Annotated in this window: 19 protein-coding genes; 9 read left to right on the top strand and 10 right to left on the bottom strand. The window is 67.4% G+C overall.

The genetic code is table 11. The features are described from left to right. Positions 1-10: 10 nt before the first annotated feature. Genes OHB23_RS21160 through OHB23_RS21150 form a run of 3 tightly spaced genes read right to left on the bottom strand, consistent with a single transcriptional unit; the run spans position 11 to position 1,868 of the window. Positions 11-421 (bottom strand): arsenate-mycothiol transferase ArsC, encoded by a 411-nt coding sequence (locus OHB23_RS21160; protein ID WP_027504392.1) that lies wholly within the window; start codon positions 419-421, stop codon positions 11-13. Then, positions 421-1,509 (bottom strand): ACR3 family arsenite efflux transporter, encoded by a 1,089-nt coding sequence (gene arsB / locus OHB23_RS21155; RefSeq protein ID WP_328810353.1) that lies wholly within the window; start codon positions 1,507-1,509, stop codon positions 421-423. The genes OHB23_RS21160 and arsB overlap by 1 nt, the downstream gene beginning before the upstream one ends. After that, positions 1,506-1,868, bottom strand: coding sequence for an ArsR/SmtB family transcription factor (locus OHB23_RS21150; protein WP_328810352.1), 363 nt, complete (start codon positions 1,866-1,868; stop codon positions 1,506-1,508). The genes arsB and OHB23_RS21150 overlap by 4 nt, the downstream gene beginning before the upstream one ends. 128 nt (positions 1,869-1,996) lie before the next feature. Here OHB23_RS21150 and OHB23_RS21145 point away from each other — a divergent pair, with 128 nt between their 5' ends. Together OHB23_RS21145 and OHB23_RS21140 are read left to right on the top strand one after the other, a co-directional pair. Further along, entirely contained in the window at positions 1,997-3,502 is a 1,506-nt protein-coding gene (locus OHB23_RS21145; RefSeq protein WP_328810351.1) for a SulP family inorganic anion transporter, read from the top strand. A 79-nt stretch (positions 3,503-3,581) separates the two neighbouring features. Further along, entirely contained in the window at positions 3,582-3,965 is a 384-nt protein-coding gene (locus OHB23_RS21140; protein WP_051613077.1) for a MerR family transcriptional regulator, read from the top strand. Position 3,966: 1 nt separating this feature from the next. On the opposite strand, the gene nhaA is transcribed toward OHB23_RS21140, so the two are convergent. The 3 genes from nhaA to OHB23_RS21125 form a co-directional block, all read right to left on the bottom strand. Further along, positions 3,967-5,289 carry a Na+/H+ antiporter NhaA gene (nhaA, locus tag OHB23_RS21135; RefSeq protein ID WP_328810350.1) on the bottom strand — a complete coding sequence of 441 codons (1,323 nt, stop codon included), beginning with the start codon at positions 5,287-5,289 and terminating at the stop codon, positions 3,967-3,969. Between the two features lie 25 nt (positions 5,290-5,314). Continuing rightward, positions 5,315-7,102 (bottom strand): BCCT family transporter, encoded by a 1,788-nt coding sequence (locus OHB23_RS21130; protein ID WP_374197695.1) that lies wholly within the window; start codon positions 7,100-7,102, stop codon positions 5,315-5,317. Positions 7,103-7,249: 147 nt separating this feature from the next. Further along, positions 7,250-8,122 (bottom strand): alpha/beta fold hydrolase, encoded by an 873-nt coding sequence (locus OHB23_RS21125; RefSeq protein ID WP_285189754.1) that lies wholly within the window; start codon positions 8,120-8,122, stop codon positions 7,250-7,252. A 174-nt stretch (positions 8,123-8,296) separates the two neighbouring features. On the opposite strand from OHB23_RS21125, the gene OHB23_RS21120 reads away from it, so the two are divergent. Beyond that, positions 8,297-8,656 (top strand): VOC family protein, encoded by a 360-nt coding sequence (locus OHB23_RS21120; protein ID WP_222639723.1) that lies wholly within the window; start codon positions 8,297-8,299, stop codon positions 8,654-8,656. A 64-nt stretch (positions 8,657-8,720) separates the two neighbouring features. Here the strand turns inward: OHB23_RS21120 and OHB23_RS21115 are convergent, their stop codons facing one another. The 4 genes from OHB23_RS21115 to OHB23_RS21100 form a co-directional block, all read right to left on the bottom strand. Continuing rightward, positions 8,721-9,581, bottom strand: coding sequence for a helix-turn-helix transcriptional regulator (locus OHB23_RS21115; RefSeq protein WP_056446493.1), 861 nt, complete (start codon positions 9,579-9,581; stop codon positions 8,721-8,723). A 62-nt stretch (positions 9,582-9,643) separates the two neighbouring features. After that, positions 9,644-10,690 carry an NAD(P)-dependent alcohol dehydrogenase gene (locus OHB23_RS21110; RefSeq protein ID WP_328810349.1) on the bottom strand — a complete coding sequence of 349 codons (1,047 nt, stop codon included), beginning with the start codon at positions 10,688-10,690 and terminating at the stop codon, positions 9,644-9,646. Positions 10,691-10,771: 81 nt separating this feature from the next. Further along, positions 10,772-11,434: an SDR family NAD(P)-dependent oxidoreductase gene (locus OHB23_RS21105; protein ID WP_328810348.1), complete on the bottom strand. Its 663-nt coding sequence runs from the start codon at positions 11,432-11,434 to the stop codon at positions 10,772-10,774. Between the two features lie 28 nt (positions 11,435-11,462). Next, positions 11,463-12,680 carry an MFS transporter gene (locus OHB23_RS21100; protein WP_328810347.1) on the bottom strand — a complete coding sequence of 406 codons (1,218 nt, stop codon included), beginning with the start codon at positions 12,678-12,680 and terminating at the stop codon, positions 11,463-11,465. A gap of 233 nt (positions 12,681-12,913) precedes the next feature. Between OHB23_RS21100 and OHB23_RS21095 the strand changes: the two genes are divergently transcribed. From OHB23_RS21095 to OHB23_RS21070, 6 genes are read left to right on the top strand one after another with little or no spacing between them, the layout of a single operon-like run. After that, complete coding sequence (locus tag OHB23_RS21095; RefSeq protein WP_328810346.1) at positions 12,914-14,080, top strand: VOC family protein; 1,167 nt, start codon at positions 12,914-12,916, stop codon at positions 14,078-14,080. Further along, positions 14,077-15,012, top strand: a complete 936-nt coding sequence (locus OHB23_RS21090) for a fumarylacetoacetate hydrolase family protein (protein WP_027504379.1) — start codon at positions 14,077-14,079, stop codon at positions 15,010-15,012. Before OHB23_RS21095 ends, OHB23_RS21090 begins: the two co-directional genes overlap by 4 nt. Beyond that, positions 15,009-16,556, top strand: coding sequence for a bifunctional 3-(3-hydroxy-phenyl)propionate/3-hydroxycinnamic acid hydroxylase MhpA (mhpA, locus tag OHB23_RS21085; protein WP_328810345.1), 1,548 nt, complete (start codon positions 15,009-15,011; stop codon positions 16,554-16,556). The genes OHB23_RS21090 and mhpA overlap by 4 nt, the downstream gene beginning before the upstream one ends. Then, complete coding sequence (locus tag OHB23_RS21080) at positions 16,546-17,748, top strand: cytochrome P450 (protein WP_328810344.1); 1,203 nt, start codon at positions 16,546-16,548, stop codon at positions 17,746-17,748. Before mhpA ends, OHB23_RS21080 begins: the two co-directional genes overlap by 11 nt. Continuing rightward, the gene (locus tag OHB23_RS21075; protein WP_328810343.1) at positions 17,745-17,942 is read left to right on the top strand and encodes a ferredoxin; all 198 of its coding nucleotides are present in this window, start codon (positions 17,745-17,747) and stop codon (positions 17,940-17,942) included. The genes OHB23_RS21080 and OHB23_RS21075 overlap by 4 nt, the downstream gene beginning before the upstream one ends. Beyond that, positions 17,939-19,069 carry an NAD(P)/FAD-dependent oxidoreductase gene (locus OHB23_RS21070; protein ID WP_328810342.1) on the top strand — a complete coding sequence of 377 codons (1,131 nt, stop codon included), beginning with the start codon at positions 17,939-17,941 and terminating at the stop codon, positions 19,067-19,069. Before OHB23_RS21075 ends, OHB23_RS21070 begins: the two co-directional genes overlap by 4 nt. The last annotated feature ends 10 nt before the right edge of the window (positions 19,070-19,079 follow it).

Below are 19,079 nucleotides of genomic sequence, written 5' to 3'. Positions count from 1 at the left end.
GCGGCCCGTGTCAGATCCGCAGTCGCGCCGCGAGTTCGTCGACGCGCGTGGCGATGTCGTCGCGCACCAGGCGCATCCGCTCGATGCCCTCGATACCTCGCGTCGACGGCTCGTCGGTGTCCCAGTTCAGGTAGGTCGGTCCCTCGACCGGGTCGACGGTCGCCTCGGTGCCGAGGGTGACGACGAAGTCCATCCGGGACATCAGATCCGGATCGATCGGCTTGGGGTGCTCACCGGTGAGATCGACTCCGACCTCACGCAGCGACTCGGCCGACAGAGCATTGACTGCACTGCCGGGGGCAGTCCCGGCGGAATGCACCTCGACATCGTCACCGGCGACCGTGCGCATCAGCCCTGCGGCCATCTGCGACTTGCCGCCGTTCTTCACGCAGACGAACAACACACTCGGCTTGCGGTACATCAGGATTCCTTCGTCTGTCGGGCGGGTGAAAATCGTCTGCGCAGTGCCAGCGAGACGTAGACGAGTCCCACGAGCACTGGGACTTCGATGAGGGGTCCGACGACGCCGGCGAGGGCTTGGCCGGAGGTGGCTCCGTAGGTGGCGATCGCGACGGCGATGGCGAGTTCGAAGTTGTTGCCCGCCGCGGTGAACGCCAGGGTCGTCGTGCGTTCGTAGCCCAGGCCCATGGCGGCGCCGAGGGCGTATCCGCCGCCCCACATCACGGCGAAGTAGACCAGCAGCGGGAGCGCGATGCGGACGACGTCCAGGGGTTGGGAGGTGATGCGGTCGCCCTGCAGGGCGAACAGGACGACGATGGTGAACAGCAGTCCGTAGAGCGCCCACGGCCCGATCTTGGGGATGAACGAGGTCTCGTACCAGTCGCGGCCCTTGGCGCGTTCGCCGAAGTACCGGGAGGCGAATCCGGCGATCAACGGGATGCCCAGGAAGATCAGCACGGACTTCGCGATCTGCCACGGTGATGCCTCGATGGTGGTCTGGTCGAGGCCGAGCCAGCCGGGGAGCACGGAGAGGTAGAACCAGCCGAGGACGGCGAACATGATCACCTGGAAGACCGAATTGATCGCCACGAGAACGGCGGCGGCTTCGCGGTCGCCGCAGGCGAGGTCGTTCCAGATGATGACCATCGCGATGCAGCGGGCGAGTCCGACGATGATCAGTCCGGTGCGGTACTCGGGCAGGTCGGGGAGGAACAGCCAGGCCAGCGCGAACATCAAGGCGGGGCCGAGAATCCAGTTCAGAGCGAGAGAACCGAGGAGGAGCTTCTTGTCACCGGTGACGGTGTCGAGCCGGTCGTAGCGGACCTTGGCCAACACCGGGTACATCATGATCAGCAGGCCGATCGCGATCGGCAGGGACACACCGTCGACGGAGATCGACGACAAGGCGTCGTTCATCCCGGGGATCACGCGACCGAGCAGCAGCCCGACGACCATCGCGACGCCGATCCACACCGGGAGGAAGCGGTCGAGGGTGGAGAGCTTGCCGACGACGGCGGGGTGGTCGCTGGTGTTCGCCGCGGTGCTCATGCGGTCACCACCGTCGGGTCGACGGTGGCCATGACGGCCGACAACTGCTGCAGCGCATCGGGAACCACGCGGTAGTAGACCCAGGTTCCGCGCCGCTCGGAGTCGAGCAGGCCGGCCTGGCGAAGCACCTTGAGGTGGTGGGAGATGGTCGGCTGCGACAGGTCGAAGGATCCGGAGATGTCGCACACGCACGCCTCCCCACCGTCGTGACTCGCGATGAGACTGAGCAGGCGCAACCGGACCGGGTCGCCCAGCGCCTTGAACATCGACGCGAGGATGTGCGACTGCTGCTCGGTCAGAGGTTCACGAACCAGGGGCGAGCATCGGACACCCGTGGCGGGCTCTGACTGATTCGACATTCTTCTATATTGACGGTTGTCGATGGTCTCGGTCAATTCGCACTCTACTCTCCGGTGAGAGTAGGGTTCCGCCCAGCGGAGGGCCGTGCTCGGCCTCCGGCAGTCCCGCACCGTGAAAGAGGCTCGTCATGTCCCACGCCGGCTCGACCGTCGCCCCACCCGAGGACACCTCGGTGCTGGCCGCGCTGCGCTCACCTCGACGTCTGAAGACCGAGGTGCTGGCGGGCCTGGTCGTCGCGCTGGCGCTGATCCCGGAGGCGATCTCGTTCTCCATCATCGCCGGTGTCGATCCCCGCGTCGGACTGTTCGCGTCCTTCACGATGGCGGTCACCATCTCGATCGTCGGCGGTCGTCCGGCCATGATCTCCGCCGCCACCGGAGCGATCGCCCTCGTCGTCGCGCCACTGTCACGCGAGTACGGCCTCGACTACCTCATCGCCGCCGTGATCCTCGGTGGCGTCCTGCAGATCGTGCTCAGCGTCGTCGGAGTGGCGAAGCTGATGCGCTTCATTCCGCGCAGCGTGATGGTCGGGTTCGTCAACGCGCTCGCCATCCTCATCTTCACGTCGCAGTTGCCCTACCTCATCGGCGTGCCCGCCCTGGTGTATCCCCTCGTGGCAGTGGGTCTCGTGGTCATGGTGTTCCTTCCCAAGCTGACGACCGTCGTGCCCGCACCGTTGATCGCCATCGTGATGCTCACCGCCGCCACCCTCGTGTTCGCGCTGCAGGTTCCCGATGTCGGCGACGAGGGCGAGCTGCCGTCCTCGCTTCCGACGCTGCTGCTCCCGAACGTGCCGTTCACCCTCGACACCCTGTCGATCATCGCGCCGTTCTCGCTCGCCATCGCACTGGTGGGTCTGCTCGAATCACTCATGACCGCGAAGCTGGTGGACGACATCACCGATTCGCGCTCGAACAAGACCCGCGAGGGTTGGGGCCAGGGTGTCGCCAACCTCGTCACGGGCTTCACCGGCGGCATGGGCGGCTGCGCGATGATCGGCCAGACCATGATCAACGTGAAGGTCTCCGGCGCTCGTACCCGGATCTCGACCTTCCTCGCCGGGACGTTCCTGCTGATCCTCGTGGTGGGACTGGGCGACATCGTGGCACTCATCCCGATGGCCGCGTTGGTCGCGGTCATGATCATGGTCTCGGTGGGCACGTTCGACTGGCACAGCATCCGTCCGTCGACCCTGCGGCGCATGCCCAAGAGCGAGACGCTCGTCATGGTCGCCACAGTGGCCGTGACCGTCGCGACCCACAATCTGGCCTACGGCGTCGTCGTGGGTGTCGTCACCGCGATGGTGCTCTTCGCGCGGCGGGTCGCGCACCTCACCGAGGTGGTCGACGTGGCGCACCCGGACGAGAACACGCGCGTCTACAAGGTCCTGGGAGAGCTGTTCTTCGCCTCCAGCAACGATCTGATCCACCAGTTCGACTACGTCGGTGACCCCGAGAACATCGTCATCGACATGTCGGAGTCCCACATCTGGGACGCCTCCACGGTCGCGACGCTCGATGCCGTCACCACGAAGTACGCGGCGAGGGGCAAGAAGGTCGAGATCGTGGGGCTGAACGCGTCGTCCGTGGAACGACGGGACCGGCTCAGCGGAAACCTCGGCGCAGGACACTGATCGGGCCCGGTCTCCGGGTCGGAACTAGAGTCGACGCACACTCGACGTACGACGAAGGAGCGGGACAGTGGGCGAGAGCATGCAGATCGGTGAGGTCGCCGAGCGCACGGCACTGTCCATTCGCACACTGCGCCACTACGACTCGGTGGGTCTCGTCGTCCCGTCGGCGCGATCGGCCGGCGGATTCCGGCTCTACACCGAGGCCGACGTCGAGCGGTTGTTGGTGATCCGGCGAATGAAGCCGCTGGAGTTCACGCTGGCCGAGATGGGCGAGCTGCTCGCAGCTCTCGACGTCCTCGGGAACGGCGATGCCGACGACGAGGACCGCGCTGCCGCAACACAGTTCGTCGACCAGTGCCACGACAAGGCGCTGGACCGGTGCGAGACGTTGCGACGCCATCTTGCCTACGGCGAGGAGTTCGCAGCTCTGCTCGCGGCCCGCACGCCGGTCACCGAACTCTGAGTCAGCTCTCCTCGCGGCGCTGATACACGTCGGGGATGCCGTCGTGATCGTCGTCGCGAGTCTCCTCCTCGTGGATCAGCTTGTACGCGCGGTTGCGGCTGCGCAGAATCGCGGCGGCGATGCACGCCGAGATCACCGATCCGGTCAGAACTCCGACCTTGACGTGATCGTCTCGCTCGGTGCTCTCACCGAAGGCGAGGTCGCCGATCAACAGCGAGACGGTGAAACCGATGCCGGCGAGAACGGCGACGCCGAACACGTCACGCCACGCGAGTCCGGCATCGAGAGTGGCACGGGTGAAGCGGGACACGAGATACGTGGTGCCCAGCACGCCGATGGTCTTGCCGACCACCAGTCCCGCGACGATGCCGATGGCGATCGGGTCGCCGAGCGCCTCGAAGAAGCCCGACACGCCGCCGACGGTCACGCCGGCGGCGCAGAATGCGAAGAGCGGCACCGCGACACCGGCAGAGAGAGGTCGGATGCGATGTTCGAAGTGTTCAGCCATACCGGGTCCGGCCTCCGGACCGCCGGCGGCGCGGCTGCGGATCACCGGCACCGCGAATCCGAGCAGCACGCCGGCGACCGTGGCGTGAACGCCGGACTCGTGCATGAGAACCCAGGTGACGACCGCGAGGGGAACGAGAATCCACCACGACCGGATCCGTCGCTGCACGGCGACGGCGAAGAGGGCGAGCGGGATCATCGCGGCGCCGAGCGCCACGAAGTTCAGGTCGGCGGTGTAGAAGATCGCGATCACCGTCACCGCGAGGAGATCGTCGACGACGGCCAGCGTGAGCAGAAAGGTGCGCAATGCGAGCGGTAGGTGCGTGCTGACGACGGCGAGAACGGCGACCGCGAAGGCGATGTCGGTCGCGGTGGGAATGGCCCACCCCAGCAGTGCGCCGTCACCGGTGCGCAGATTGACGACGACGAAGATCAGTGCGGGCACGGCCATGCCGCCGATCGCGGCCGCGATGGGCAGGGCCGCACGCGCCGGGTCGCGGAGGTCGCCGGCGACGAACTCGCGCTTGAGTTCGAGGCCCACGACGAAGAAGAAGATCGCGAGCAGGCCGTCCGCGGCCCACGTGGAGAGAGTGAGATCGAGGTGGAGCGCGGACGGGCCCACTCGTGTCGCCATGAGCGTGTCGTAGGCGGCCGACCACGGGGAGTTGGCCCAGACGAGAGCGATCACCGTGGCGACCAGCAACAGGGCACCCCCGACGGTCTCCTTGCGCAGCACGTCGGTGATGCGCGAGGCTTCGGACCACGACCCCCGCGAGAGCAGACTGCGACGCGTGGGAGGTGGCGAGGATGACGTCATGGGGTGCCCTTCGGTGCTCTGACGATCAGGAGTTGTCGTACGCGGTGGCGTCGGTACGGCGTTGGTGGGCTTCGCCTTCGGCGGAGTCCGCGAACTCGGGGGTGTCGAAGACCTCGCCGCCGAGCGGATCGACCGGCTCGTCGTGCTCCGAGTACTGGACGGCGCCGGTGTCCGGGTCGATCTGTAGTCGGCTCTGCGGTACCGACTGGACCGCGAGCAGCCCGGACGGAGTGGACAGGCCGTCCTTCGACGGGGACAGACCGGCGAACGTGGTGGAGATACCGCCGCGCTCCGGCCGTCTCGCCGGTGTCGTGCCGTCCACGGGCGGTGCATCTCCGGCAGGGGTGATCCGGACATAGGACGGCGTGGTGGCCACCTCGTAGCGGAAGGCCTTGAGGAGTGACACGCACGCCAGCACCATGATGATCGAGAACGGCACCGCGGTCGCGATCGACGCCGTCTGCAAGGCCGTGAGTGATCCGGATCCACCGATCAGCAGCAGAACAGCGGCAGCGACGCCCTCGAGCACGGTCCAGTAGACGCGGGTGATCTTGGGTGTGTCGAGATCACCACCGGTGGAGAGGATGTCGATGACCAGCGAGCCGGAGTCCGAGGAGGTGACGAAGAAGAACACGATCACCGCGATGGCGAGAACGCTCGTGACGGTCGCGAGCGGAAGACCGTCGAGAAGTTGGAACAGGCTCGTGTCCGTGCCGACGGTTCCGTCGTCGGCGAGCATGGTGCCCTCGTTGCGCTGACGGAGGATTCCGGAGTCACCGAAGATGGTGAACCACAGCGAGCCGACGAGAGTCGGTGCGAGCAGCACGCCGAAGACGAATTCGCGGATCGTGCGGCCGCGCGAGATCCGTGCAATGAACATGCCGACGAACGGTGCCCAGCTCATCCACCATCCCCAGTAGAAGATGGTCCAGGCGCCGGCCCACCCGTCCTCGGCGAAAGGCGATGTACGGAGCATCAATTCCGGCAGCGCCTGGACGTACCCACCGAGGTTCTGCACCCACGACTGCATGAGGAACAGCGTCGGTCCGGCGATCAGGACGAACACAGCCAAGCCGGCGGCGAGTGCCATGTTGATGTTGGAGAGCCATTTCAGGCCCTTCGACACACCCGAGACGACGGAATACGTGGCGAGCAACGTGACGAAGGCAATGAGGGCGATGGTCAGCCAATTGTTCGTCTCCACCCAGCCGAGGTAGGACAGACCGGCGGAGATCTGCTGAACACCGAAACCGAGTGAGGTCGCGACGCCGAACAGCGTTCCGATGATGGCGATCGCGTCGATGGCGTGACCGATACCGCCCTCGATCCGTTGCCGTCCGAGCAGTGGCTCGAGGAGCCAGCGAACCGACAGGGGGCGGCCCTTGCGGTAGGTCATGTACGCGAGTCCGAGACCGACGACGACGTAGATCGCCCATGCGTGCAGACCCCAGTGGTACAGGGTGAGCTCCATGGCCTGGTTGGCGGCCGCGTCGGTCGATCCGTCGACACCCCCGGCAACTGGGGGAGTGATGTAGTGCGACAACGGTTCTGCGACGCCGTAGAACACCAGTCCGATGCCCATACCGGCGCTGAAGAGCATCGCGAACCAGGAGAGGACGCCGAATTCGGGGCTCTCGTCGTCGCGGCCGAGGCGGATGTTGCCGATACGGCTGGCTCCACAGTAGAGGGCGAAGACGACGAATCCCGTCGCCGTCAGGATGTACCACCATCCGACACCGTCGGTGATGGCCCCGTTGAGGGCCTCGAATGCGTCGGCCGCGGTACCCGCGAAAATGACGGAGAAAACGATCATGGCGACGATGATCGCGGACGCGGGAATGAATACCGGTTTGCGTATTCCGCGCCAGGCGGATCGTACTGAATTCACTTGTTCACATCCTGAGAAATAGACGATCGGTCAGTCGATCATGGCGGTGAGGCCGGGGTGGACGCGAATCCGCTACGTCCGGACCAGTCGGTCGACCCGCTCGATCGCGGCGGTGAGCGCCCGCGGGCATTCGTGTTCCGGGAGGTGACCGCAGTCGTCGAGCACCGTCGTGTCCCGACCGGTGATCTCCCACACCTGGTCGTCCAGTCGACGGTGGTCGAGCACCGGATCACACGATCCCGCCACCACTTCGAGCGGCACCGCGCGGCTCCACTCCGCGAGCCGCCGCTCCGAGATGTGGCGATCCGCGCGCGTTCCGGCGCAATGCGTCGACACCAGAAGTCGCCATTCCACCAGGTCGTCGTCCGGACGGAAATGCTGTCCGCAGAGTGCGGCCACCGCCCTGGAGGTGCTGTGCGCTGACGTGCGGCGTCGCAGGAACCGCCCATCGGGGCGAGAGACCGGGACGATGCCTTCGGGACGGACCAGCACCATCGCGCCGACCGACGATCGGCAGGTGGCGGAGAGGGCCGCCGCGGCGCCGCTCCCGATGCCCAGCAGAACCGGCCGCGGGCCGCCGATCTGCGTGAGGGTGTCCTCCAGCCAGCGACCGTAGTCGGCCGAGGCCCGGCCCCGGCGCGGGCGCACCCCCGAACTGAGCCCGGGCTGGCCGGGCATGTCGGCGACATGCACCGTGGCGTCGGGCATCGCATCGATCAGCGGCGTCAGAAGTGCCGCGCAGGACAGCTCGCCGGGCACCACCACGACGGTGCGCTGCGCGTCGGGTCGAACGACGGACGTGACGACGGTCGAGCCGAGCGAGGTGTCGATCCGGCGAACGGTGTGCGGCGTGGACCAGTCGGCGAGTCTGCGTCGGCACCATTCCTGCACGGCGTCTCGGCCTGCTGTGGTCCGGTACGTGCCCGTGTCGACGGCGAGCATCATGTCGAGGTGCCTCTTCCTGCTGGACGTCGTTCGGGGTCGCGGAAGCGACCGCCGACCAGACTTCCCGGCACACCGTGGGAGGACACTACTCGTGCGGTCGGCGGGTTGCCACTCGGCGACAGAGGTCCCGCGGAAGGACACGCGCCGGGCGTGCTCGACCGGCATGATCGGGCAATGGCGACGACCAGGCACCACCGCATCGACTACATCGAGCTGTCGGTCACCGACCTGACGGTCGCTCGGGCCTTCTACGCGGGTGCCTTCGGATGGACGTTCGTCGACTACGGCCCGACGTACGCCGGCATCGTGGGAGCCGACGGCGCCGAGGTCGGTGGGCTGGCCGTGGTCGAGACCCCCGCGCCGGCGGGAGGACCACTCGTGCTGCTCTACTCCGACGACCTGGACGCATCGGCCGAGGCGGTCGAGGCCGCAGGCGGATCGGTGGTGTCCGGCCCCTACGACTTCCCGGGTGGACGACGCTTCCACTTCGCCGATCCGAGCGGCACCGTGCTGGGTGTGTGGGCGTCGTCCTGAACCGTCGCGACGCGATCACGACAGTGGAATCGAGACCCCGGATTCCGGAGTCTCGATTCCACGATCAACGGGCTGCTTCAGTCGACCAGGACCCCAGCAGTCGCAGTCGATCCGCGCTCGGGGATCCGGGCTCCGCTGTGTAGACCATGAGGACGGAACCGGGGTCCGCGGTGATCACCAGTTCCTCGTAGGCGAGGTGGACCTCGCCGACGACGGGATGGTGGAAGCGTTTGGTCCCGGCGCCGTGAGTGCGGACGTCGTGCGCTCCCCACAGCCTGCGAAAGGTCTCGTCGCGTGTGGACAGTTCGCCGACGAGGTCCTGCAGGCCCTTGTCGTGTGGGTCCCGGCCGGCCTCCGCACGCATGATGGAGACGCACATCTGCGCGAACAAGTCCCAGTCGGGATAGAACTCCCGCGACAGCGGATCGAGGAACTGGAACCGAGCCAGGTTGGGCACCCGGCCGCCGTCACCGATGACGGGCGCGTAGAACGCTTTTCCCAGTTCGTTGGTGGCCAGCAGATCCTGCCGTCGATTGCGTACGAATGCGACGCCGTCGGTGATGGAGTCGAGTGCCCACTGCAGGCTGATGCGCGGTGGGGTGATGCGCTCCGCCCTGCGACGGGGGCGTCCCGACGTGGGGACACCGTCGGCCGCGCGAGCCAGATCGAGCAGATGCGCATGTTCGGTGTCGGTGAGCTGCAGGGCGCGCGAGAGCGCGTCGAGCACCGACGACGATGCACCGCCGATGGCGCCCCGCTCGATGCGGGCGTAGTACTCGACCGACAGGCCGGCCAACGACGCCACTTCGCTGCGACGCAGGCCGGCCACCCGACGGGTACCACTGGTCGTGATGCCCGCTGCCTCCGGTGTCAACCTCGCGCGGCGGGTCATGAGGAACTCGCGAACCTCGGCCTTGGTGTCCATGAATTCAGCGTAGGACGACCGGAGGCGATGAGGGAGGCCCTGTCATGACACCCCTCGCGCGGTCAGGCCAGCGTCGCCGTGTCGATGACGAACCGGTAGCGAACATCGGAGGCGAGCACGCGTTCCCACGCGTCATTGATCTTGTCTGCGGAGATGACCTCGATCTCGGCTCCGAGACGATGCTCGGCGCAGAAGTCGAGCATCTCCTGAGTCTCCGCGATCGAGCCGATGGCGGATCCTGCGAAGGTACGGCGGTGCGGGATGAGCGAGAAGACCTGCAGGGGGAGTGGTTCCGCCGGCGCGCCGACGTTGACCATGGCACCGTCGACGGCCAACAGCGACAGATGTGCGTTCAGATCGATCGACGCGCTGACGGTGTTGATGATCAGGTCGAACGTGGAGGCGAGCTCGGTGAACGTGTCCGGATCGCCGGTGGCGTAGTAGTGGTCCGCGCCGAGACGTAGTCCGTCTTCCTGCTTCGCCAGCGACTGCGACAGGACCGTGACCTCGGCTCCCATGGCGTGCGCGAGCTTCACGGCCATGTGCCCGAGTCCACCCATCCCCACAACGGCGACCTTCTTGCCGGGTCCTGCGCCCCAGTGGCGGAGCGGTGAGTACGTGGTGATGCCGGCGCACAGCAGCGGCGCCGCAGCGTCGAGCTCGATGCCCTCGGGAATCGTGACGACGAAGTGCTCGGTGACGACGACCTGCTGCGAGTAGCCACCCTGAGTGACCGTGCCGTCACGGTCGGTGCTGCCGTAGGTCTGAATGTTGCCGACGAGGCAGTACTGCTCGAGGCCCTTCACGCACTGGGCGCACTCGCCGCACGAGTCGACCATGCAGCCGACGCCGACGCGGTCGCCGACCGCGTGCTTCGTGACCTCGGAGCCGATCTCGGCCACGATTCCCGCGATCTCGTGACCGACGACGAGGGGGTACGGAACGGGGCCCCATTCGCCGCGGGCGGTGTGAATGTCGGAATGGCAGATTCCGGCGAAAGCGATGTCGATTCGGACGTCGTGAGGTCCGACATCGCGGCGGTCGATGGTGTAGGGGGACAGTGGCTCGTCTGCTGCGGTGGCGGCGTACGCCTTCACGGAAGTGGTCATGTCTCCAGTCGACACCCGCATCAGCGGTCGAGGGAGTCCCTGACGGAGGGTGTACCCGCAGGGCACCTCTCGTCGAGAAGGTCAGTCCAGAGGTGCTGCGAACGTGCGGAATTCGCCGCGCTCGGTGTGCATGGTCCACAATAGTTCCGCGAGCGCGTCCGGTTCGTGCGACGGCTCACCCGCGCCGATGCCCCGCGGAATGATCAGCTGGCCGACGTGCAGCCCCTCCGGTGCGAGTGCGTCGTGCAGCAGTTGGGCGTAGGCACTCTCGCCGGCGAAGGCGACCGAGGTCCCGGCGACGGTCGCGCCGGGACGAACTGCACTGCCTCCGTTCACGAACAGCACGGTGCCGCGTCCCAGCGACCGCATTCCCGGCAGTGCCCAGTTCACCGCGGTGACGGGTCCGTAGATGGAGAACTCGACCGGACCGACGAGATCGGCCACAAGTGTCTCGAGGACCGGCTTCATGAATTCCCTTGCCGGGACAGGGCTGTACTGCAGCACCTCGACCGGTCCGAGTCGCTCGGCCGCCGAGTCCAGCGCGGTGGTCAGGGACTCGGGGTTCCGGACGTCGGCCGCGAAGCCCGCGGCGGTGATCCCGGCATCGCCCAGCGAGTCGGCGATGCGGTCGACATTGCCCTGCTCTCGTGAGATCAGGGCGACCGAGAACCCCTCGCGGCCGAAGCGGCGAGCGACGGCGGCTCCGAGTCCCTCACCCGCACCGATGATGGCGATCGTGGTCATGGTCGTTACTCCTCTGATCGAGTGGAAGTCAGGACACCAGTGCGTCGTGCTGCGGGGTGGTGCCGGCGCGGTGGCCGTGTCCGGGCCTGGCCATGATCACGAGGGTAGCCAGCGGAACGAGCAGCGCGGCGGCGAACGCTGCGCCGACGACCGGGATCGAGGCCGGGCCGAACACACCGATGGCCCGCGCGGTGACCGCACTCCCCATCGCGGTGCCGAGGTTGAACATGGACGTGCACAGCGACGTGGCCAGGGTGGGTGCACCCTCGGCGAACCTGAGGGCCATCGACATGAGGACCGGGTTCATACCGAGACCGGCGAGACCGGCGATCGCGAGAAGTGCGATCGACGGTGCGGCGTGGCCCGACACCGCGCCGAGCAGGGCGAGTGCCGCCACGACGGCCATGCCCCCGCTCAGAGCAGTCCCGTACGGCGCGCGGCCTGCGAGCCGGCCACTGCCGAGTGTGCCGGTGACGGCACCGACGCCGAAGATCGCGAGACCCACCGGGAGGAGTTCGGCGGACAGGCCCGCACGCTCCGTCAGCAGCGGGGCGATGAACGAGTAGGTGGACATCACGGCCGAGGTGACGAGGACGCAGGCAGCCATGACCACCCACAGGCGCCGCGACATCAGCGCCGCCGTCTGCTCTCGCAGCGGGACGGTGGTCGAGGCGGAGCGACCGCCGGGAACGATGCGAGCGACCGGAACAGTCGCGAGCAGCGCCAGCCCGGCGAGGATCCAGAACGGGCCACGCCACCCGACGAGCTGACCGGCGACGGACCCGAGGGGCACGCCGATGACGGTCGCCAGGATGCCCCCGCTGAGGACCATGCCGATGGCACGCGCGGCGTCGTCCGGGCCGGACACTCGAGCACCGACGGACGCTGCGATCGACCAGAACGCCCCCGTGACCAGCGCGGTCACGAAGCGGGCGACGAGGACGACGGAGAGCTCGTCGGTGAGTGCCACGACGACATGTCCGGCGGCGAACACGGCGAGCGAGAGCAGCAGCGTCGTGCGCTCGGGAACTCGCAGCACCGCCACCGCCACCGCCGGCGTGGCGATCATGCCGATCGCGAATGCCGTGACCAGGAGACCCGCCTCGGAGATCCCGATGGCCAGGTCGCCGGCGATGTCGGGCAGCAACCCGGCCACGACGAACTCGGACGTGCCCATGAGGAACGTGCCCATCGCCAGGACGGAGACGAGGAAGGGCAGCGGTCGACGTTCGGTGGTGGAAGGCACGGTCGTCGACGCTATCGACGTCCTCGCGGCGCAACGAGACCCTGACAGGGAACCTCTCGCTCCCGAGCCACCTGTGTGCAGTGATCCGCGGATGCCGCGGATCACTGCACACGAGTCAGCGCTCGAGCACCGTGCTTCCCACTCGAACCGCACTTTGTGATGATTTCATCAGAAAGTCTTGACGGGCGATCCGATCATGAGTGACGATGTGATCATCTACTTCAGGAGCGGCCATGACGATCGATCACGCGCACCGAACTCGCGACGTCGACGGGCATCAGGGGATGCACGTCGATCAGGGTGCGTTGCCGGGTGAGCATCCCGGTCGTGCGGTGAACCCGGTGATCAAGGTCCAGGACATCGCCTGGCTCGAGTTCCGCAAGCCCGACTTGGACCGCGCGCAGACGTTCGCGGAAGCATTCGGCTTCGGAGTCACCGTGCGGACCGATGACGAGTTGCATCTGCGCGGGCTGGCTGACGGAGCGCCGTGCGTCATCATCCGCAAGGGGCGCCGGACGTCCTACGTCGGTGCCGCCTTCCGTGCCGCCGAGTCCGCCGACGTGCTGCGCCTCGCCCGCGCGACGGGTCATCGCGTCGAGCGGCTGCCCGACTCGATCGGGGGGATCGGGGTGACCGTGACGGATCCGAGCGGCCAGCCGGTGCGGGTGGTCGCCGATCTCGACGACGGTCGCCCACTGCCGGGTCAGCGCACCCACGACTACAACTTCGGGGCGCTCGACGACGCGGGGATCACGCGCACCAATGCCACGCAGCGGCCACCGCACGAGCCCGCCCTCGTGGAGCGGCTCGGTCACGTGGTGCTGCAGCGCACGCGTTATCTCGAGAATCTGACCTGGTACCTCGAACACCTGGGCCTGATCGTCAGCGATTTCCTCTACTACGACGGGCAGCGTCACCGCGGACCGGTCATGAGTTTCATCCGCTGCGACCGGGGGTCCGAACCGACCGACCACCACACGCTCGCGATGACGCTGGGGCCGTCGGACCGCTACGTCCACTCGGCATACCAGGTGTGCGATATCGACGCCATCGGTGCGGGGAGCCGCTATCTCACCGAGCGCGGCTACCGGCACTCGTGGGGGATCGGTCGGCACATCCAGGGCAGTCAGATCTTCGACTACTGGCGCGACCCGGACGGCTTCCTCGTCGAGCACTTCAGCGACGGTGACCGCTTCGACGCCACGCTCGAACCGGGCTGGGCGCCGATGACGGCGTCCGGTCTCGCGCAGTGGGGACCACCCGCGAGCAAGGACTTCCTGGGGATCGCACCGAACAAGCGGTCCCTGTCGGAACTGCGATCCATCCTCACCGGACTGCGCAGCGACAACGAATTCGACTCCGAACGCCTTCTCGGCCTGATGAAAGTAGCCTCGACATGAGCATCGCCGTTCTCCGCACCGCCGACGGATGGTGGGTGCAGACCCGCGAGGGTGCCGTTCGGGTGGACACCACAGCGACCACCACCGCGGACCTGCTCGCAGACCGGTCGGCCGTCGACGCTGCCGCGGCCGGCGGCGAGACCGTCCCCGTGGCATCGCTGGAGCTCGTCTCGCCCGTCACCGCGCCGTGCCGAGTGGTGGCACAGATGACCAATTACGTGTCGCACGTGAAGGATTCCGGTATGAATCCGGAGACGGTGCCACTGACTTTCTTCCGGAAGTCGTCGGGGTCGATCAGCGGACCGACCGCCGACATCGTCCGGCCGGCCCATGTCACCCTGCTCGACTACGAGGTGGAGATCGGGCTCGTGGTGGGGACGACCCTTCCCGTCGGATCGACGATCGACGACACGACGGTCGCCCGCCACATCGCGGCACTGGTGATCACCAACGACGTGTCGGCCCGCGACGTCCAGCTGCCCAAGACCCAGTTCTACGAGGCGAAGTCGTACCCGACCTTCACCCCCGTCGGCCCCGTCCTCCTTGTTCTCGAGGACGGCGACCTCGATCGTTTCGAGCAACTGCGGTTGATGCTGCGCGTCAACGGGGAGATCCGGCAGAACAGTACGGTGCGAGACATGATCTACCGACCCACGGAAGCGCTGCGGACCCTGACGGGGTTCCAGCGCGTCGACCCGGGCGACCTGATCCTGACCGGCACTCCGGGAGGCACGGCCCTGAAGGCGCCACCGAAGCCCATCGAGATCATCGGCGCTCTGCTGCCGCCGGCCGTGAAGTGGAAGACCTTCTTCAAGCGTCAGGCGAGCAACCCGGCCTACCTGCAGGACGGTGACGTCGTGGAGGTGACCATCGCCACCGACGACGCGATGCTCGACCTGGGGATGCAGCGCACGACGGTGCGGTACGCGTGACGCACCACCCGGCCGTCGTCGTCGGCGCGGGACCCACCGGAATGGTGGCAGCCTCACTGCTCGGACGGCACGGCATCGAGTGCCTCGTACTCGACCGGTGGGAGGACATCTTCCCGCAGCCGCGTGCCGTCCACCTCGACGACGAGGTCCACCGCATCCTCGGTGACCTCGGCGTCGCGGAGGCGTTCACCGAGATCTCCCGCCCCGGACGCGGCCTGCGCCTGGTGGACCCCGCCATGGACACCATCGCCGAGTTCGAGCGTGATCCCGATTCCCGTCACCATGGCTTCCCTCCGGCCAACATGTTCGACCAACCGGAGCTCGAGCGCATCCTGCGAGCCGCGATGACGCGGAATCCTCACGTGCAGTTTCGCGGCGGCGTGGAGATCACCGACGTGGCCACGATGAGGGACCACGTGCAGGTGATCGTCCGGGACGTCGCCACGGGCGAACGCAGCGCCGTCACGGCCGACGTGGTGCTCGGGTGCGACGGTGCGAACAGCGCGGTGCGGGCCGCGCTCGGAACGACGATGCGGACTCTCGCGCCCGAACAGCGGTGGCTGGTGGTCGACGCGTCGAGCCCCGTCGACCCCGGCCTGTGGGACGGGGTGCATCAGCTGTGCGATCCACACCGCGCGGGCACGTTCATGCGCATCGGCGAGACCCGCTATCGCTGGGAGTTCGAACTTCTCGAACACGAGACCGTCGGCGACTTCCCGGATCTGGATGCACTCGCACCGCTGCTCGACCCGTGGCTGCGCCGAGCACCGCGCACCGATCTCGAGCTCGTCCGGGTCACCGAGTACACGTTCCGGGCCCAGCTCGCAGACCGGTGGCGTGATCGACGGGTGTTCCTGCTGGGCGACGCGGCGCATCTGACACCGCCGTTCATCGGCCAGGGGATGGGCGCCGGTCTGCGCGACGCCTACAACCTGACCTGGAAGGTGGCCGGGGTGCTGGGCGGATCTCTGCCCGAGGCTGCTCTCGACAGCTACGAGCAGGAACGAATACCGCACGCGCGCGCCATGATCCGCCAGGCAGTCGCCGTCGGATGGGCCATGAACGGCGGCGGTGAGAGGGTCGCGGGTCTGCGTCGCCGGGTGTTCCCGGTGGTGACACGTGTTCCCGGACTGAGTTCCGTCGTCACGGACAGCGCGACTCCGCGTCTGCACCCGTCGATGTTCGTGCGACGTGGATCGATGTCGCCGCGCCGGCTCGAGGGAACGCTGTGCCCCAACGCGCCGACCGAGCGCGGTGTTCGCTTCGATGCCGTGGCACCACACCGGTTCACAGTGGTCACCACCGTGAAACCCGAACCAGCGCAACGTCAGGAGATCGCCCGCCGCGGCGCGGAGGTCCTTCTGGTCAGCCCCGGCTCCGACCACGGCAGATGGTTACGCCGCGGACGAGTGTCCGCCGCTCTGGTCCGCCCCGACCGGACGGTGATGGCGACAGCGCGGTCACTGTCCGCACTCCACACCCTTGTACCGCCGTCGCCGAGCCCGTTGCCCCCGAACACGATCGGACGCGCCGATGAGAACTGACACGGCACTTCCTCGCTACACCGAGGACATCTACTCCACCGCGGCCATTCTCGATCCGTACCCGCACTACGCGGAGATGCGGGCTCTGGGTCCGGTGGTGTGGCTGACTCGCCAGAAGGTTCACGCGATCACGCGCTACGCGGAATGCAAGTCGACGCTGCTCGACGACGGCACGTTCGTCTCCGGCGACGGTGTCGCGCTGAATCCCGTCGCCAACAGACTCGGTCGTGGAACGACGCTCAACAGTGACGGCGACGAGCACGCGTTGAAGCGATCCGTGCTCGCACATCGTCTCACTCCGAAGGCCGTCCGGAAGATGGCGTCGGCGGTGCAGGACAAGGCCGAGCAGATCGTCGACGCGGCGCTGACGCAGCAGTGCATCGACGGAGTCGACGACCTGGCCACCGCGCTCCCGACGTCGATCGTTCCCGATCTCGTCGGGTGGCCGGAGGACGGCCGTGACGACCTGCTGCGCTGGGCCGGAGCGACATTCGATGCGCTCGGTCCCCTGAACCGGCACGCGGTGACGGCGACCCGAGCAGCGTCGGAGATGATGGCCTACTCCCGTCGGGTGGTCCGTGAACGCTCGGTGCTGCCGGGCAGCATGGGTGCGGACGTTCTCGCCGCGGCCGACGAGGGGCGCATCGAGAGATCGCAGTGCCCGGCGTTGATGATCGACTACCTCGGACCGTCGCTGGACACGACCATCGGCGCCATCTCCGGTGCACTGCACCTGTTCGCGACCCATCCGGACCAGTGGCAGGCGGTCCGCGAGGATCCGACCCTGATTCCCAACGCGGTCAACGAGGTCGTGCGATACGAGTCGCCGATCCGTGCGTTCTCCCGCCGGGCGGTGCGCCAGGAGACCATCGGCGACGTGGTCGTTCCTCGGGGCGCGCGAGTGCTGGTGCTCTACGCGTCGGCGAACCGTGACCCCCGCGAGTGGCACGACCCGGACTCCTTCGACATCACCCGCGATGCGACCCGTCAACTCGGCTTCGGATCGGGCGTGCACGGATGCGCGGGTCAGGGGCTCGCTCGTCTCGAGGCGTCCACGATGCTGCGAGTGCTGGCCGAGCGCGTCGAGCGCATCGAACTCACAGGTACACCGTCGCGTGCGGTGAACAACGTCATCCACCGATTCGACCGCCTCCCAATGAGGTTGGTCGCAGCAGAGAGGAGATCGTCATGATCGTCGATGTCGACTGGGATCGATGCGAGGGACACGGCATCTGCGCAGAGCAGGCTCCGGAGGTGTTCAGCCTCGACGACGAGGGCGAGCTGTACCATGCCTACGACGGCGCGGACGTCCCGGACGAGTTGGTGCCCGGTGCTCGATCCGCCGTGAGTGTCTGTCCGGTCGCGGCGCTGCGTGAGCGCGCGTGAGCGGTGCCGCACGCCGGGTGGTGATCGTCGGTGATTCCATCGCCGGATGTACCGCCGCACGTGAACTCCGCGCGCTCGGGCACGACGGTCCGATCACCATGATCGGATGCGATCCCGACGGCTGCTATGCCCGGCCGCCGCTGTCCAAACGCGTTCTCGCGGAGGGCATCGGTGCGTCCGATGTCTGGGACCTGTCCGATCTCGACCTGACCGCCGTCACCGCGCTGGCGACCGGAGTCGATGTCGAGCGACGAGTGATCACTCTCGCGGAGGGTGACGACGTTCCGTACGACGCTCTCATCGTGGCGACGGGGGCGGACGCTCGCCGACTGGCTGCACCCGACCAGAGCGGTGAGCTGGTGGTGCGCAGCCTCGCCGATGCTCGTCTGCTGCGCGAGCGGCTGGAGAATGCGACGTCCGCAATCGTCGTCGGCGCAGGGTTCCTGGGGATGGAAGTGGTGAGTGCCTGTGCGGCACGCGATGTTCCGGTCACGGTCATCGACGTGGATCCGCCGTTGCAGCGGATACTCGGCCCGTTCCTGTCCGAGGCGATCACCGCACGGGCGACTGAACGCTCGGTCGACGTCCGCCGGGTGGACCGGCCTGTCGAGTTGATCGGCGATCCGGTGGGTGGGGTCCGGATCGACGGCATCGAGTCGACGGCCGATCTCGTGGTCAGCTGTGTCGGTGAGGTCCCCGGCACGCACTGGCTCGACGGCAGCGGGATCGGTGACGGCGCCGGCGTGGACATCGACGACCGCTGTGCGACCGCAGTGGCGGGAGTGTTCGCTGCGGGAGACGTCACTCGTGGCTCGGACGAGAACGGCCGGGTTCGCCGTACCCCGTTCTGGTCCACTGCGATCGCGCAGGGCAGGGTCGCCGCGGCATCGGTGTTGGATGTGCCGGCCCGGTGCGCACCGACTGACGACTACTTCTGGACCGAGGTACTGGGATTGTCGATCAAGGTCGTCGGTCCGCTGCCTCTCGTCGGTGCACCCACCGTGTTGGAGGGATCGATGGAGGACGGTTCGGCTCTCCTCGAGTGGACGCACGAGGACGGTCGCAGGACCGTCGTGGCCTACGGGATGAGAAAGGCTGTCGGGTTGTTGCGACGCATGGTGTCGTGATCACCGATGC

Origin of the sequence: Rhodococcus sp. NBC_00294 (genome assembly GCF_036163995.1) — a bacterium.
Taxonomy (GTDB): domain Bacteria; phylum Actinomycetota; class Actinomycetes; order Mycobacteriales; family Mycobacteriaceae; genus Rhodococcoides.
This window is presented reverse-complemented; position numbering and strand designations above follow the sequence as displayed.

Excerpts from the sequence above, each read along its gene's own strand:
- OHB23_RS21140 (WP_051613077.1), top strand. The coding sequence starts at position 3,582 with ATGCAGATCGGTGAGGTCGCCGAGCGCACGGCACTGTCCATTCGCACA.
- nhaA (WP_328810350.1), bottom strand. The coding sequence starts at position 5,289 with ATGACGTCATCCTCGCCACCTCCCACGCGTCGCAGTCTGCTCTCGCGG.
- OHB23_RS21115 (WP_056446493.1), bottom strand. The coding sequence starts at position 9,581 with ATGGACACCAAGGCCGAGGTTCGCGAGTTCCTCATGACCCGCCGCGCG.
- OHB23_RS21110 (WP_328810349.1), bottom strand. The coding sequence starts at position 10,690 with ATGACCACTTCCGTGAAGGCGTACGCCGCCACCGCAGCAGACGAGCCA.
- arsB (WP_328810353.1), bottom strand. The coding sequence starts at position 1,509 with ATGAGCACCGCGGCGAACACCAGCGACCACCCCGCCGTCGTCGGCAAG.
- OHB23_RS21075 (WP_328810343.1), top strand. The coding sequence starts at position 17,745 with ATGATCGTCGATGTCGACTGGGATCGATGCGAGGGACACGGCATCTGC.
- OHB23_RS21125 (WP_285189754.1), bottom strand. The coding sequence starts at position 8,122 with ATGATGCTCGCCGTCGACACGGGCACGTACCGGACCACAGCAGGCCGA.
- OHB23_RS21080 (WP_328810344.1), top strand. The coding sequence starts at position 16,546 with ATGAGAACTGACACGGCACTTCCTCGCTACACCGAGGACATCTACTCC.
- OHB23_RS21145 (WP_328810351.1), top strand. The coding sequence starts at position 1,997 with ATGTCCCACGCCGGCTCGACCGTCGCCCCACCCGAGGACACCTCGGTG.
- OHB23_RS21090 (WP_027504379.1), top strand. The coding sequence starts at position 14,077 with ATGAGCATCGCCGTTCTCCGCACCGCCGACGGATGGTGGGTGCAGACC.
- OHB23_RS21130 (WP_374197695.1), bottom strand. The coding sequence starts at position 7,102 with ATGATCGTTTTCTCCGTCATTTTCGCGGGTACCGCGGCCGACGCATTC.
- OHB23_RS21105 (WP_328810348.1), bottom strand. The coding sequence starts at position 11,434 with ATGACCACGATCGCCATCATCGGTGCGGGTGAGGGACTCGGAGCCGCC.
- OHB23_RS21150 (WP_328810352.1), bottom strand. The coding sequence starts at position 1,868 with ATGTCGAATCAGTCAGAGCCCGCCACGGGTGTCCGATGCTCGCCCCTG.
- OHB23_RS21160 (WP_027504392.1), bottom strand. The coding sequence starts at position 421 with ATGTACCGCAAGCCGAGTGTGTTGTTCGTCTGCGTGAAGAACGGCGGC.
- OHB23_RS21120 (WP_222639723.1), top strand. The coding sequence starts at position 8,297 with ATGGCGACGACCAGGCACCACCGCATCGACTACATCGAGCTGTCGGTC.
- OHB23_RS21095 (WP_328810346.1), top strand. The coding sequence starts at position 12,914 with ATGACGATCGATCACGCGCACCGAACTCGCGACGTCGACGGGCATCAG.